At 52.4% G+C, this 15,679-nt stretch carries 13 protein-coding genes; 10 read left to right on the top strand and 3 right to left on the bottom strand.

The genetic code is table 11. From position 1 onward, the window contains the following. The first annotated feature begins 3 nt into the window (after positions 1 to 3). Genes OXI60_09670 through OXI60_09660 form a run of 3 tightly spaced genes read left to right on the top strand, consistent with a single transcriptional unit; the run spans position 4 to position 2,911 of the window. Entirely contained in the window at positions 4 to 843 is an 840-nt protein-coding gene (locus OXI60_09670) for a hypothetical protein (GenBank protein MDE0310083.1), read from the top strand. Then, the gene (gene larB, locus OXI60_09665; protein MDE0310082.1) at positions 840 to 1,505 is read left to right on the top strand and encodes a nickel pincer cofactor biosynthesis protein LarB; all 666 of its coding nucleotides are present in this window, start codon (positions 840 to 842) and stop codon (positions 1,503 to 1,505) included. The genes OXI60_09670 and larB overlap by 4 nt, the downstream gene beginning before the upstream one ends. After that, on the top strand, positions 1,502 to 2,911 hold the full coding sequence (locus OXI60_09660; protein ID MDE0310081.1) for a lactate racemase domain-containing protein: 1,410 nt from the start codon (positions 1,502 to 1,504) through the stop codon (positions 2,909 to 2,911). Before larB ends, OXI60_09660 begins: the two co-directional genes overlap by 4 nt. Before the next feature lie 29 nt (positions 2,912 to 2,940). Here the strand turns inward: OXI60_09660 and OXI60_09655 are convergent, their stop codons facing one another. The 3 genes from OXI60_09655 to accB form a co-directional block, all read right to left on the bottom strand. Continuing rightward, positions 2,941 to 4,854 (bottom strand): TRAP transporter fused permease subunit, encoded by a 1,914-nt coding sequence (locus tag OXI60_09655; protein ID MDE0310080.1) that lies wholly within the window; start codon positions 4,852 to 4,854, stop codon positions 2,941 to 2,943. Positions 4,855 to 4,962: 108 nt separating this feature from the next. Continuing rightward, positions 4,963 to 6,027, bottom strand: a complete 1,065-nt coding sequence (locus OXI60_09650; GenBank protein ID MDE0310079.1) for a hypothetical protein — start codon at positions 6,025 to 6,027, stop codon at positions 4,963 to 4,965. A 64-nt stretch (positions 6,028 to 6,091) separates the two neighbouring features. Then, complete coding sequence (accB, locus tag OXI60_09645; protein MDE0310078.1) at positions 6,092 to 6,595, bottom strand: acetyl-CoA carboxylase biotin carboxyl carrier protein; 504 nt, start codon at positions 6,593 to 6,595, stop codon at positions 6,092 to 6,094. Between the two features lie 372 nt (positions 6,596 to 6,967). Between accB and OXI60_09640 the strand changes: the two genes are divergently transcribed. The 7 genes from OXI60_09640 to OXI60_09610 all read left to right on the top strand — a co-directional run bounded on the left by OXI60_09640 (position 6,968) and on the right by OXI60_09610 (position 15,679). After that, on the top strand, positions 6,968 to 8,080 hold the full coding sequence (locus tag OXI60_09640; protein ID MDE0310077.1) for an extracellular solute-binding protein: 1,113 nt from the start codon (positions 6,968 to 6,970) through the stop codon (positions 8,078 to 8,080). Positions 8,081 to 8,099: 19 nt separating this feature from the next. Then, positions 8,100 to 9,704, top strand: coding sequence for a BCCT family transporter (locus tag OXI60_09635; GenBank protein ID MDE0310076.1), 1,605 nt, complete (start codon positions 8,100 to 8,102; stop codon positions 9,702 to 9,704). Between the two features lie 388 nt (positions 9,705 to 10,092). Beyond that, positions 10,093 to 11,445, top strand: coding sequence for an acetyl-CoA carboxylase biotin carboxylase subunit (locus OXI60_09630; GenBank protein MDE0310075.1), 1,353 nt, complete (start codon positions 10,093 to 10,095; stop codon positions 11,443 to 11,445). Between the two features lies 1 nt (position 11,446). Beyond that, positions 11,447 to 12,901, top strand: a complete 1,455-nt coding sequence (locus OXI60_09625) for a pyruvate carboxylase subunit B (GenBank protein ID MDE0310074.1) — start codon at positions 11,447 to 11,449, stop codon at positions 12,899 to 12,901. A gap of 22 nt (positions 12,902 to 12,923) precedes the next feature. Beyond that, positions 12,924 to 13,757: a 3-keto-5-aminohexanoate cleavage protein gene (locus OXI60_09620; protein ID MDE0310073.1), complete on the top strand. Its 834-nt coding sequence runs from the start codon at positions 12,924 to 12,926 to the stop codon at positions 13,755 to 13,757. Between the two features lie 57 nt (positions 13,758 to 13,814). Next, positions 13,815 to 14,531 carry a glutathione binding-like protein gene (locus tag OXI60_09615; GenBank protein ID MDE0310072.1) on the top strand — a complete coding sequence of 239 codons (717 nt, stop codon included), beginning with the start codon at positions 13,815 to 13,817 and terminating at the stop codon, positions 14,529 to 14,531. Then, positions 14,528 to 15,679 (top strand): CaiB/BaiF CoA-transferase family protein, encoded by a 1,152-nt coding sequence (locus OXI60_09610; protein MDE0310071.1) that lies wholly within the window; start codon positions 14,528 to 14,530, stop codon positions 15,677 to 15,679. Before OXI60_09615 ends, OXI60_09610 begins: the two co-directional genes overlap by 4 nt.

Below are 15,679 nucleotides of genomic sequence, written 5' to 3'. Positions count from 1 at the left end.
GTCATGGAATCCTGTTCGAATCATTCATACGGGCAGTCGACGGACTCAAAACTCGGACGGCTCAGGTCATTGCTTCAGTCGATTGATTCATTTGTAATCGCGGTTAGCGGTGGCGTCGACAGCATGTTGCTGTCAGTCATCGCCGGTCGCATGAACAATGTCAGTGCACGCATGGTTCATGCAGTATCTCCGGCGGTGTCCATCCGAGCCACAAACAGGGTGCGAGACTACGCCCGAAAAGAGAACTGGCAGCTCATGATCTGCGATGCGGGTGAGTTCAGTGACGAGCGATATATGAGCAATCCGGTGGATCGCTGTTTTTACTGCAAGTTCAATCTCTATCAGTACATCGACAGTAAAGTTGAATTGCAGATACTTTCAGGGACCAATCAGGATGACCTTGATGATTTTCGCCCTGGTCTGAATGCGGCTGAACAGTATGGCGTCCGTCATCCATACGTTGAAGTCGGCATTGACAAGGCGACAATCAGGGACATTGCGCGGACGTTGGATTTGCACAAACTTTCCGAGCTTCCTGCCTCTCCATGTCTTTCCAGCAGGGTGGAGACTGGAATTCGGATTGATGGCGAATGGTTGAGGGTGATTGACCTGATCGAGCAGGGGATACGCCATTCGCAGAAAGTCGAGACGGTCCGATGTCGGGTCCGTCGCGAAGGCATCGTAGTTGAACTGGCCGCCGACACGCTGTCCAGACTCGACGACCACCAGCGGCATGAAATTGAATCATTGGTGAACGCGACACTTCCGGAAAGATTGGGATATCACCCCATACGCTTCGGGGAATACCGAATGGGCAGCGCTTTCACGCGGGTAAGTCGATGACTCTTCGCGCAGACTTTCAACCTGATGATGAGCGCGCGAACCGAACTGGCCTGGATGAGGCGGTTTTCTGTGAGTCCAAAAATATTGATCAGATCGAACGTATTGTTTTGCGGCCGGAACGTCAGGGCCAGCCACAATTGCTCACAAGACTGAATCCACAGAAGTATTCGGCACTCAGCGATGAAGCCAGAAACGTGATCGATTATGAGGAAGTATCCCGCACCGGCATTGTCGGCGATTGTCCGAAGCCAGATAGCACCGACCAAATCGCGGTTGTGGCAGCCGGTACTTCCGATGTCGGTGTCGCCCGCGAGGCGGTGCGTACACTTGCATATCACGGCAGGGATTGTTCCGAATTCTACGACGTAGGAGTGGCGGGGTTGTGGCGGATTCTGGGTATTGAGGATCAGTTGCGTCAAATGTCGATAGTTGTAGTTGTGGCTGGGATGGACGCAGCGTTGCCCACAGTCGTTGCCGGTCTGACCCCCTCATCAATCATTGCGGTCCCGACATCGGTCGGATACGGCGTCGCACAAGGTGGTCGTTCGGCACTTGAAACGATACTGTCCAGTTGCTCTCCCGGGGTTGTAACGGTGAACATTGACAACGGTTTCGGAGCGGCATGCGCAGCCATTCGAATCATGAACCAAATCAAGTCATGAATGCCATGTATGGTTTGAAAGGAGTTGAAACCGACTTCGGCTCGAAGAAGATCAATATTGACGTGCCTGCCGATTCGACAGTGATCGAATTCAAGGACCCGCAGTTTCTGCCAGATCCCGCAGCCCGAATCAAGCAGGCACTGAAAGATCCGGTTGGGTCTGCGCCGCTGAAGGAACTTGCAAGACGCGGCATGACCGTCGCGATAGGATTTGATGACCCGACCCGACCGCCGCTGCCTTGGCAGACGATCATACCGATGGTCATTGACGAACTGACCGGATGCGGCGTCAGGGACAAGGACATCTGCCTGATCTGTGCGAACGGGGCTCATCGTAAATGGCGTCGCGAAGAATTGAGGAATTTTCTCGGTGCTCCCTTATTCGACCGGTTCTGGCCAAGCGGACAAGTCATCAATCATGATTGTCAGGATCGCAATGAGTTGAGCTATCTGGGTCGAACCGACCGCGGTACTTACGTCGAACACAACCGACGTTTTGTCGAGGCGGACCTGTCCATATACGTGGGGACCGTGTCAGCGACGTATGTTGGCGGTTATTCCGGTACCGGTGCTGTAACGGGACTCGCTTCGGCGGAGAGTCTGGCGTCGCATCACGCCCATCGATTCTGGCACTCACCCAAGTCGACAACGGGCGATCATCGCACCATGATGTATCGCGGTGTGAAAGCGCAAGTCCACGACTTCATGGAGCAAGCCATGGGCAAGCGGGTGTTTTACGTGAACTCGATCGTTGGTGTCGGCGGAAAGATCGCCGGTGTGTATGCCGGCTATTCTCCGCAACTCGAGGCACCATGCTGGGATTTGGCTGATTCCTTCAGCCGCTACCCGTCACCACAGGCCGACATCATGGTCATTGGAATGAGCGATTGGTTCGCCTACGGCGAAGCGGACAACACCCTAATTGCAGCCATCGGCTGTCTCAACCCGCCGAGAATCTGGCTTAACCGGCCGGTTCTTCGTGAGGGTGGTGTGGTGATCGGATTGAATCCATCGACTGGACAGATTGATCCGACCATGTATCCGTCCTATCAGGAGGTGATTGATCTCTATGACCGGCATCACGATATCAGCGAACTGCAGCAGTACGAGTTGGAAATCAGTTCGAAACCCAAGTACCTTGACTTGTATCGAAATGGAAATTCATATCACCCTCGACACCCATTCTGGCTGATGTACATCGGTCACTACACGTTGCAGAGGGCATCCGCTGTGATCATGTCTGGAACTGAGAATCCGGGCGCGTTTCGCAAACTTGGCATCACGCCTGCCAAAGACTTTGATCATGCGTGGAAAATCGCCACCAGCATTTGCGGCGATAAACCAGTGACGGTCATCGCCCCGACATTTTGGACCAGACGTCAGTTCAAGTTTGATGTCAGTGACTGAGATCGGCCGTCGTCGATTCCATTCGGACCTCAGGCATCGTGCACGCCCCGACGCTTGCGGGTCGACAGAACCCATCCGACCATTACAATCAACAACGCCCCGAATGCGATCAGTTCAATCAGCCGTTCATTGATCAGGTAGGAAAATCCGATCGCGGTGACTGTCAGATATCCCCATCGCTCAGTCCAAGTCAGATCGCGGAAGAAATATCCATAACACACGACAGACGAGGTCCACTGCAGACAGAGTATGAGCACAACCGGTGCAATGACATCCGGGGTGACATCTGGAAATGACAGAAGCTCTGGGTGATAGATGAATCCATATGGAATGATGAACGTTGTCAGCATGAGTTTCATGCCGTCTTTGGCGGTCCCGAGAAACGTACCGCCCGAAAGTTTCGCCGCAGCCAATGCGCTGACTGCCACCGGTGGAGTCAGGGTGGAGAACACAGCGAAGTAGAACACGAAGAAGTGTGCGAGGATCGCATCGATTCCTCCTTGCTGGAGAAATGGCACCAGGGTCAGGGAAACGACAACGTAGGCGACCGGGGTTGGCAGTCCCATCCCGAGAAACAGCGAGACAACCATCGTGCCCACCAATAGGAGTATCTTGCTGTCTGGAAGAACCTGAACCAGCACGATCGCGAGTCTGTTCGAAAGATTGGTTGTGAGGAATGTCTGTGCCAGCGGTCCGATCGCCACAAGCAGCAGCGACAGTAGAGTGACGATGACCAGTCCGTCCAGGAAGGCATCGTACATTTCCCGAATTTTTGGCCTGTACCTGCCCTGAAACATGCACAAGCCCAATGCCAGCGCAATACCCACGATTCCGGCAATCGCCGGCGAGTAATATCCAACCAGAAGTATGACAACAGCCGCAAAGGATACAAGAAATGTTGGCGCCATGCGCCATATTGCCTTGTAATCAATCTCGTCCTGCATCTTCTCCAGCCGTTCGCTCTGGGCACAGGTAATGACGCCGAATGTGGTGCCGGACAGAAACAGTAACGCAGGAATGAGCGCCGCCAGCGCGACCTCGATGTAGGGCACGTTCAGGAACAGTGCGATTATGAATCCAGCAAGTCCAAGTATGGGCGGCATGATCTGCCCGGAAGTCGAGGCGACGGCTTCGATGGCGCCCGCCATGTCTTTTCGATAGCCATGACTTTTCATCATCGGGATTGTAAGCCGGCCCGTCAGGACCACATTGGACACGGCCTGTCCCATGACTGAAGCCACAATCCCACTGCCAATGATGGCGGGAAAGGCCGCTCCCCCCTGTACTCGCCGACCAGTGACTTTGCCAATCTCTATGACCATCTTCAGCATCCCCACACCGAGCAGGATAGCGGCGAAAATCACCAAGAAATAGAGCTTGTCCGCCGCCAGTCTGGCCAGCCAGAACATACCTTCACTGACGCCGAGTCCAAGATAGTGAATGACAAATCCGACATCGTATTCCGGAAGCCTGAGAATTGGATAGGGCACCAGATATCCGAAGAAAAAATAAAGGATGATGATGACGACCAGCGAAGTCAGCAGCCAACCCCAATGCAGGAAATTCAGCATCATCACCCCGACAATGAAGAGAATTCCGATCGTGATGTCGAAAGTCTCAAAAAAAGGATGAATCGCATCAAGACGGAGTGCGTGAAATCGAACGTAACCGGACCCGCCGACAGCAAGCACTGTCGCAACCGCCGCGATCGCCAGTCTGATTCGCCATATGTGATTGACCGACCCGGCGATGAACTGATCGATCAACTCATTGATTGCATGCAGCGAGGCCATGCACATGACCAGGAATACGAACGTCGCGTAGAAGACTTTTGAGTTGCTGATCAGTCCGAATACCGATATTCCGATATAGAGTGTCAATGCGGTACCGATGACCAGAAACAGCGCGGTCAAGGCAGACCGAAGTCGTCTGGCGCGGGACATGAGAGAGAACGTCCTGCCGTACAGTATGTCGGCGTTCTGCGTTTCAGGGTTCGCCGTATGAAGCTGTGCCGGCTTCAGACGGCGAACCCGATTGAATGCCTAGTTGAATTACATCTCAGGATAAGTCACTGGAACAAAATTCTTCCGTTTGTCCCAGATGCCCAGATCCTTGTATGCCCGAATAGCACCCGGATGTGTATTCTCTTCAGACAATCCGTCAACCATCATGTCTTCTGTCAATACTTTCCAAAGCGCGTTGAGTTTACTCATTTCTTCCAGATGGGTGTGCGTTGCTATGACGTAGTCATACGCAAGCTGTTCCGGAAATTCCGGATGCACGGCCTTGTATCCCCGGTTGAAACCAGAGAGAAAGTCCTCATCCTGGTGTGGCAGCGTGCCAGCCTTGATGGTCATTCCCAACCAGGTAGTCCCGAATTTCTCGTTCATCTTGTCGATCGCCCATTGATCCATGGGAATGTAATACAACTTCTTTCCGGACGCTTCAAGTTTTCTGAGCGGGCCGCTCAGAATGTGAAATCCCTGTGACGGGTCCGTACCGTAACCTGTCACGCAGACGTCGGTTGTTCCATCGATCAGTTGCTGGGTCAGACCGCCCGGGTTCAACAGACGAATATCCGTATTGGACCGATCAATTCCATAGGCATGTTTCAGGAACAGCCTTGGATAGACGCCCCAATCACTCTGTCCCTTGAGTCCGACTGAAACCCTTTTGCCTTTCATGTCCGCGATTGTCTTGATTTCCGGATCAGTTGTGACAAAGAACTTCCCTTGAGACCAGTAGGCCTCGCCATGCAGCAGCTTAAACTTGATCGGAATGGGATCCGGCAGGTATTCCGCCACATCTTCGGTTCCACCATGCAATGCCAATTGGATGATTGTGTCTTCGGTTCCGAAGACGGTATGTTTCCATCGACGTTGTTCGGTCATGGCCCTGACGTTATACATATAGCCTGGAGTTTCCTGTGCTGCGATGAACAGATTGCCTCCACTACGAGCGACAACGTTGCCGAATATGGTGTTTCCTTCCATGACCCCACAGCCAAACGGGCATGTCAAGATGGAAACAAAGTCTTGCGCCTTGGCGGTGTGTACCGTCACGGTACTGGATACAACCAAAACCAATGCGAGCGTGTATTTCACAATATGTTTCATTACTTTTCCTCCTTCATTTTGAAATTAAAGTATGTATGTCGTTCTGCATTCCAGATGTTTCCCCTTACGGACTGAGCAGAAACAATTGCTGATTGAATTCAACGAGACTGCCTTCTTCTGCGAAAATTGACACGACGGTTCCGTCTACCGTACTCTCGATGGTTGTGTACAGTTTCATCACCTCGATGAGGCAAAGCGGATCACCGGCCCTGACGGTTGAACCTTGCTTGACGAATGGTTCAGATTCCGGGTCGGGTCGGCGGTAGAACGTACCAACCATCGGGGCCCGTATGATCGAGTGATCGGCAGGGGCTTCCACTTGTGCAGGTTCATGCGATGCCGATACCTGACTTGCCGGTTCCGGTGCTGGCGGTGCGACCTCAGGCTCGGCCTTTTCGGGCAGCGCGAGGGGGTCTGCTGTTATACGGTCGCCTTGTGGGGCTTGGGTGCCTTCAGTCCGCTTGCGAACAGCCAGACGAAAGCCTTCGACTTCAATCTCGATCTGTTCCGCATCGGATTCATCGATTGACTTGAGTATTTCAGCAATGTCCTGATAACTCAGATTCACAGAACTGCATCCCGGCGAGGCTCAGCTTGCCATGAGGCGGTAAAAAATTCGTTGGAAGAATACTTGTACTTTCTAGATTCTCGTTTTCTTTCGTATTCTTGTATTCAATCGTATATACCAAATAAAAATTATTTGCAAGTTGGTCCTCGTTTCAAAATACCCCCTGTAGCTTCGACCGCAGGGTGCGGGGTTTGCATTTTGGGGTAAGTACTTTTAAGTCGCGGCTTTCGCGCGAAACATCATTACATTACAGCCTTCGAAACGGTCTCTTTTAATTGTCGATTTGAGTATCTCGTTATAATTGAATGATATGCAACTAAATCATTCATAAAAGTAAGAGTTTTTCATTTCTATCAGGAGGTGTCACTCGCCATGAAAGTCTTTAGAAATTTGTCCCGCATCTGTCTGCTGTCGCTTTGTGCTTCAGGCATTTCTCTTAGTGCACATGCCCACGAGGATGTGACATTCGTAAGTTGGACAGGGCCTTATATGCGCGCTCAGATGCTGGGGTTTGTTCGCCCGTACGAACAGATGACAGGAAAATCGGTCGCTGTAGAGCATTATGCCGGGGGCCTGAAGGAAGTGCGTAACCAGGTTGAGTCCGCAAACGTAATCTGGGATGTTATCGATATGACTGAAGCGGACGTTTTGCGCGGTTGCGCAGAAGGCTTGCTAGAACCTCTCACCGATATTAATTTGCCTGATGGCATCGATGGCGTACCGGCATCAGAGGATTTCGTTGAAGGTGCGTTGAACGAATGCGGGATTGGTGGCATACGATGGTCTTCGTCATTCGCATACGATACCCGGGTATTTGGGGATGACGCTCCGACGACGGTAGCCGATTTTTTTGATGTTGAAAGATTCCCGGGTCCCCGAGCCGCCAGGCGCGACCCGTCTGTGCTCATGGAATGGGCGCTGATGGCCGATGGTGTTCCCCTTGAAGATATCTATGCAACTTTGGAGACTGACGAGGGATTGGAACGGGCCTTCAAGATGCTGGACAGAATCCGGTCCGGACTTCTTTGGTGGGCTTACGAAAATGAACCGATCAGGTATCTTGAAGACGGGTTGGTAACGATGAGTGGAATTTGGACGGTTTCAGCAACGGATCGAATTCGGCAGCAGAACAGTCCAATCGCTATCGTAACTGATGGAGCTATCACCGAAATGGACTTGTATGCGGTTCCAAAGGGCACACAGAATCTCGAAGCAGCGTTTGAATTCATTAGATATGCGAGCAGCAGTGATGCTTTGGCGGGACAGGCGATGCACCAACCGATTGAACCGACGCGTCTGTCTGCCTATGATCTGATTCCAGATGAAATCAAGTCCGGGTTCGTTACCGGGCCAAACGCAAAGTCTGGGTTCACACTGGCATCGGATGCCCGGTGGTGGGCGGAAAACTATGTGAGAATTTCCGAAAAGTTTGAAGAATGGGCAATGAAAGCGCCTCGCCAAGGTGCGATCGGCGGCGTGAGATAGAAATCAGGAGTGAATTGAAATGAGTAATAACGATCATCAAAAACCGAATGGATCTCATGTCGCATCGTCGGGCATATTAGCGGGTTCGAACTCATTCATGGCTATTGCTTCGATGGTCATGATTGTTGGATTCGTGGGTTACACGATATCAGACGTGGAGCGCGCAGGAACGTTCTTCTCTGGAATTAACGGATTTATCACCACGTCGCTTGACTGGTTTTACATTGGTACAGTCTGCGCGGTGCTCGTGAGTGTCATGTGGTTGCCATTCAGCAGGTTTGGGGACATCAAACTCGGCAAGGACGAAGACACACCGGATTTCTCAACCTGGTCGTGGGTCAGCATGCTTTTCAGTGCCGGACTCGGTTCCGGTCTGTTGTACTGGGGAGTGGCGGAGCCACTCTATCATGTGCAAGGCAATCCGTACCTTGAAGCCGCGGGAGTTGAACCCAATACCGCAGAAGCCGCGGTCATTGCCGTTCGAATTACCCTGTTCCATTGGGGATTTCACGGTTGGGGCCTGTACGTTCTAGTCGGGTTGTGCCTCGCCTACTTTGCCTATCGCAACGATCTTCCTCTAACTCTGAGAACTGCGTTATATCCGGTACTGAAAGAACGGATATTCGGTGTTTGGGGCCATATCGTTGATCTGGTCGGTGTGTTCGGTACTATCTTTGGTCTCGCCACTTCACTCGGAATGGGTGTGCTAGCAATCAATGCCGGGTTGGAGAGTCTTTTTGGATTCACCAATTCCGTTGGCAATCAGCTGATTCTGATCGGCGCAATTACCATAATGGGTACGACATCGGCGGTAACCGGAGTCGAAAAAGGTGTGAGAATACTCAGTGAAGCGAACGTTATCGCAAGCATCGTGCTGATGGTGGTTTTTCTCATCTTCGGTCCTACCGCATTCATACTGGGAATTATGGTGACGGTGACGGGAGATTATTTGTGGAACGTCATTCCGATGGGTTTCCTGATCGATGGAGATCCGGAAAGTCAATGGCAGAGCTGGTGGACAGTTTTTTACTGGGGCTGGTGGATCGCCTGGTGTCCGTTTGTGGGATTGTTTATCGCGCGAATATCGCGAGGTCGAACGATTCGAGAATTCGTCACATTCGTATTGCTGATGCCTACTGCAGTATTGATTCTGTGGCTCGCAGTATTTGGCGGTGGTTCTATCGGAATGGAACTATTCAATCAAATCGGCTTGATCGATGTTGTCAATGATGACTATTCGAATGCAATCTATGCGGCTCTGACAGGCTTGAACCTTGGTTGGTTTACTTCGGTGTTGACAGTTCTGACAACGATTCTGCTTATTTCCTGGTTTGTCACATCTTCGGATTCCGGCACGCTGGTTATCTGTACGATGCTGTCTATGGGCGACGAGCACCCGCCGATCAAATTCAGACTGTTCTGGGGACTGCTTTCGGGCGTTGTGGCTGGAGTCCTGCTGCTGGCAGGTGGACTGCAAGCCTTGCAGACAGCGTCAATCGTTGCTGCACTGCCGCTCGCGATAATTTGCTTGCTTATGGTTTACGGAATCACAAAAGCGCTTCGCGAGGATCATCCGCTTCCCGACTTCGCCGACCGCCGAGAGAAGGTCTATCTGAATCGATAGCATGAGACAATCGATTCTGCCAACGCAGTGATCTGATTTGCAATTGCCCGGACTCTTCGGATTTCGGGCAATTGCTGTTTGATCAAGCTGTCAGATTATTTGCCAATCGCGTTTTGCTGTGATGCTGGTGATCCAATCGAGTTGAATACGCCGCAGAACTGCCGCGTGACCTGGCAATCAGTTATGGTATTGCCGATACCATTCCACAAATTTCCCGATACCCTTTTCCGTATCTATATCCAGTTGTTGACACTGCGGTAAGTGCCAACTGATTCATCCGAAGCTGCGTGACAATGGGCTATACTTTTTCGGAAAATCAGACCAAACATGGTTTGGTGGGCAGTTTGGCATCTGCCGCTGACCTGAAACTCGGGATTGTGGATTTGATATGAAACGGTTACTGATTGCGAACCGCGGTGAGATTGCCTTACGTGTGGTTCAGGCTTGTCGAAACCTGGGCATTCAGAGCGTTGCTGTCTACACTGACGCCGACCGCAAGTCCCTACACGTATTGCAGGCAGACGACAGTATCAGAATCGGTCCGAATACTGCCAGCCACAGTTACCTGAATCACAACGGCCTGATTCACGCCGCAGTTGCTACCGATTGCCAAGCTATACATCCTGGCTACGGGTTTCTATCAGAAAACTCCCAATTTGCCCGGTTATGTGAGCGTGAAGGCTTGATTTTCATCGGTCCTCACCCTGATTCGATTGAGCGTATGGGAGATAAGTCACAGGCACGTGCTGAAGCGGTCAAGCTCAACATTGAAGTCGTGCCAGGCTCCCAGTCGTCTTTCAAGGACGCGCACCAGGCGTTGAGAATTGCTAAAGACATCGATTTTCCCGTGCTGATTAAAGCCCGCGGCGGTGGAGGCGGGCGAGGGATGAGAATTGTTCGGGACGCCGAACTGTTTGTTTCAGAGTTCACACAGGCTGCCGCGGAAGCGCAATCCGCATTCGGCGATGGCGAACTGTATCTGGAAAAGTACCTGACCGGGATTCGTCACGTTGAAGTGCAGATCCTGGCGGATAATGACGGCAATGTCATCGCTCTGGGCGAGCGTGACTGTACGATCCAGCGCAGACATCAGAAACTCGTAGAGGAGTCGCCCTGCAGTGTGATCGATGATTCCATGCGCGAAGGATTGCATGATTGTGCAGTCCGACTGGGGAAGTCCATCGGCTACAGAGGGGCTGGGACGGTGGAGTTTGTCCTGACCGAAGACCGCAAGCGATACTACTTTATCGAGATGAATACGCGGATCCAGGTGGAACATCCGGTAACGGAACAGCTTTTCGGATTGGACTTGGTCGAGGCCCAGATTCGAATTGCCGGCGGGGAGTCGCTGTCGAGTATTGCGCCACACGTACAGTATCGCGGGCATGCCATTGAATTTCGAATCAATGCCGAAAACTGGCAGAATGATTTTATTCCTTCACCGGGGGTGATCACACATTGGAAGTCGCCGGCCACAACGGGAGTACGCGTGGACACCCATGCCTATGAGTCATTCCGGATCAGTCCATATTATGATTCGATGATCGCAAAGCTGATCATTCATGGTCATGATCGAGAACACGCACTGGCCCGCGCCGAACAGGCCTTGGAGGAATTTCAGATCGCGGGCGTCGCTACCACGATCGGATTCCATCAGAAATTGCTACGGCACACCGATTTCAAAACAGGTAACATTTCAACCAAATGGGTGGAAGACAAGTTTCTCCCGGAGCACACTTGAGATGGCGCGAAAAGTTAACCTGATTGACCTGACGATGCGTGACGCACACCAATGTCTGTGGGCAACGCGCATGACAACGGCGATGATGAAAGACATCGCCCCAATTCTAGACCGTTCAGGGTTTGAGGCCCTTGATCTTGTTGGCGGTGCGGTTTTCGATGTTTGTGTGCGATACCTTCACGAAGACCCCTGGGAGCGGATGCGCATTCTGAGCAGTTGGGTCCAGGAGACTCCCCTGATCATCCATACTCGCGGTCAGAGTCTGTTCACATTTGAGTTCTTTGCAGATGACGTGGTTGAGCTGGCAGCGGAGCGATTTGCCGCCAATGGTATGAGATACCACACCCCGTATGATGCCATCAATGACATCCGAAACCTTGAGATCCCCATACGTGCAGCCAAACAGCATGGATTGCAAACGGTCGGGGGGCTGGTTTATACCGTCAGCCCGGTCCACACTGACGAGTACTACGCGAGAAAAGCGAGAGAACTGATCAAACTGGACGTTGATGGTGTATATATCAAGGATCCCAGTGGCCTTTTGCGTCCGGACCGGGTACCGACCCTGATTCCTGCGCTGAAGAACGCGATCGGTGACTTGCCGCTCCAACTTCACTCCCATTGCCTGTCCGGACTTGCGCCTTATACTGCGTTGCTTGCCGTTGATTACGGCGTCGATGTCGTGCACACTGCAACATCAACCTTGGCGAACGGCGCCTCACATCCGCCGACCGAGCTGTTCGTGCGCAATTGCCAGCGTAGGGGTTATGAGACTGATGTGGATCTCGGGCAGGTCGAACAGGTTGCCGACAAGCTGGCCTACCTTGCAAAGACTGAAAACAAGCCCGTTGGCGAAGTCGCGGAATATGACGAATTTCACTATCACCATCAAGTGCCCGGCGGAATGATTTCGAATCTGCGCTATCAGTTGGGTACACTCGGCATCGAGGACCGGCTTCAGGAGATTCTGGAGGAGGCCGGGCATGTAAGAGCTGATCTCGGCTATCCAATCGTAGTCAGCCCGTTCGCTCAATACATCATTACCCAGTCGGTACTCAATGTAATGGGTCGAGACCGCGGAAATGATCGCTATGATGCAGTTCCCGATGAGGTACGACTGTATGTCCAAGGTGGGTATGGTGAGGTGGCCGGTGAAATCGAACCCAACCTATATGACAAGATTGCCCGAGGCGCGGAACCAATTCGGGAGCGTCCCGGTGCGCATGTTCCACCGGCCCTGGAACGCTTGCGCAGGACGAGGGGACCGTTCGCGTCGGACGATGATCTTCTGCTCGCTGCGTTCTACGCCGAAAAGGAATATTCAGCGTTGAAAGGCGCTGGTCCGATCCGCCTGGATTCGACTTCCGTAACCGGCTCACCATTGACGACGCTGATCAGGGAATTGGCTTCGCGTCCGTCCATTCGTTCTTTCAGTCTCAAGGCAAAAACAGCCTGAGAATCCCAAAGGAGAGATAGTCATGTCAGAACCGTGCATTATCACTGTTGCCATCACCGGTGCAGTCCCCAGAAAAGAGGACAACCCGGCCGTACCGGTAACACCGCCTGAGCAAATTGAGTCGACGCATGAGGCGTTTGAGGCTGGTGCGTCCCTGGTACACATCCACGTGCGTAACGAAGATCAGTCGCCCGGGTCGGATCCGGAGAAATTTGCCGAAATTCAGGAAGGTGTGACGAAATACTGCCCCGGCATGGTCATCCAATTCTCTACAGGCGGTCGCGGCAGGGAACTCAGCCAGCGAGGCGCCATGCTGAGGCTTCGGCCCGATATGGCCTCGCTCGCAACGGGCTCAGTCAATTTCCCGACGTCAATCTATGAGAACCCACCTTCATTCGTTGATGAGTTGGCGTCAACGATGCTGCAGTATGACATCAAACCGGAGATTGAGATTTTCGATGTCGCAATGCTGTATAACGCGGCTTCACTGGTCCGGCGAGATCTCCTTGCGGCACCTGCACATGTGCAGTTTGTACTTGGCATACCGAATGCGTTGCCGGCACGTCGAAGTTTGCTTGAGTTCCTGATTTCCGAGTTGAATGATGTCTTGCCGGGCGCAACCTGGACAGCTGCCGGAGTCGCCCGACATCAGTATACGGTGAACCAATGGTGCCTGGAACTTGGCGGGCACTGTCGAACCGGTCTGGAAGACAACATCCGCTATGATCGGGACCGACTGGCTGCGAGCAACGCCGAACTGGTTACGAAGATTGTTGATGTTGCCGGCGAGTTTGGTCGGCGTCCGGCGACAGTGACAGAAGCCAGAGAGATTTTGGGATTGCGAATGGCCGCTTGAATGCGCGCCGTATGACAGGTCGACGATCGACCACACTCTAGCGAAGGGGAATCAACCATGTACGATTTGTATTATTGGACCACGCCCAATGGGCATAAGGTTACCATGTTCTTTGAAGAAGCGGGTGTCGACTACGAAATCATTCCTGTCAATATCGGCAAAGGTGAGCAATTCACTGCCGACTTTCTGCAAATCTCTCCAAACAACCGAATTCCGGCAATGGTTGACAACCAGCCCGCAGATGGCAGTGAAAAGGTGTCACTGTTCGAATCAGGCGCCATGCTTCTATATCTTGCAGAAAAGCACGGCGTTTTCATTCCTTCCGGGGTCAGCGGACGAGCCAGCGTTCTGAAGTGGCTTTTCTGGCAGATGGCGAATCTGGGTCCGATGGCCGGTCAGAACCATCACTTCGTGGTCTATCTTGAAGAAGAGAATCCATATGCGATCAAACGCTATGTCGGAGAGGTGTCGCGGCTGTATGCAATTTTGGACGACCAGCTGGCGGACAGCGAATTCATCTGCGGGCGGGAATATACGATTGTCGACATGGCATGTTACCCATGGATTGTCCCTCACGAGCGACAACGACAGCATCTTTCGGAGTTTGAGAATCTCAGCCGGTGGTTTGAGCAAATAAGAAGTCGCCCCGCAACAGTTCGTGCATATGACGTGGCCAAGCAGGTGAACCCGAGTCCCCAGAAGATGACAGAGGAAGAAAAGAAAATCTTGTTCGGACAGGATGCGGACACATTGCGCAAGTTGAAAAACAATTGACCGTTCCAGCAATGCAAGACGCAGCCAAAGGACCGCTTGATGATCTGACTGTCATAGACTTTACGACGCTTGCGCCCGGACCGCTCGCATCCCTGATGTTGTCCAACGCCGGTGCTGAAGTCATCAAGGTGGAACGTTCCGGCATCGGTGATGAAATGCGTATCTACAAGGATGCATTCGGAGACAACGGCGTGACTTTCGCGCTGCTGAACGCAGGCAAAAAAAGTATTGCTGCAGACTTGAAAGATAACGTATCTATCAATGAAATCAAGTCATTGATAAAAGAATGTGATGTAGTGCTTGAGCAATTCAGACCTGGTGTGATGTCGAGACTGGGTTTGGGATATGACGATCTTTCAGCGATCAATTCACGATTGATCTATTGCTCCATCACCGGATTTGGCCAGACCGGACCCAAGGCTTCGGTTGCTGCCCACGATCTCAATTATGTCGCAGATACCGGGATGCTCGCGATCGGGGATACCAGTTCCGGCAAGCCGTCTATTCCGCAACTGCTCGCGGCCGATCTGGCAGCGGGTTCATATCCGGCCGTCATGAATATTCTTCTGGCTCTTCATCGGCGAGTCCGTACGGGACGCGGGTGCTACATTGATGTATCGATGACAGACTGTCTGTTTCCCTTGATGTTCTGGTGTCTGGGATTGGGATGGGGGACGGGTGACTGGCCGCGATACGGTAATCAGCTCCTGACCGGCGGCTCACCGCGCTATCAGGTCTATGCAACAGCTGATGGACGCTACCTGGCCGTGGCGGCTCTTGAGGACCGATTCTGGGATGTGTTTTGTACTGCGATCGGTTTCGATCGGGATTCCATTGATGAAACTGCAAAACCTCAAGATGTTGTAGCGGCAATACAGGGAATCATCCAGAGCAAGAGTTCTGCTTGCTGGAAGGAGACGTTTGTCGATAAGGATGCCTGCGCGGTCATCGCGAGTACGCTCGAGGAAGCGGTCGGCGATGCGCATTACATCGCTCGCGGAGTCTTTGACCGAAAGATTCGGACCGATGAGGGTGACATCATCAATGCCTTGCCGATGCCATTTGCCGAGTGCCTTATGGATAGCGCCTCGATAGAAAAAGTTGTGCCTGCACTGGGCGAACACAACAAACTGCACGGGATCAGCTGA

Source organism: Acidiferrobacterales bacterium, assembly GCA_028820695.1.
GTDB lineage: Bacteria > Pseudomonadota > Gammaproteobacteria > Arenicellales > JAJDZL01 > JAJDZL01.
The sequence above is the reverse complement of the archived record's forward strand: the minus strand, read 5'-3'. Positions and strand labels throughout refer to the sequence as shown.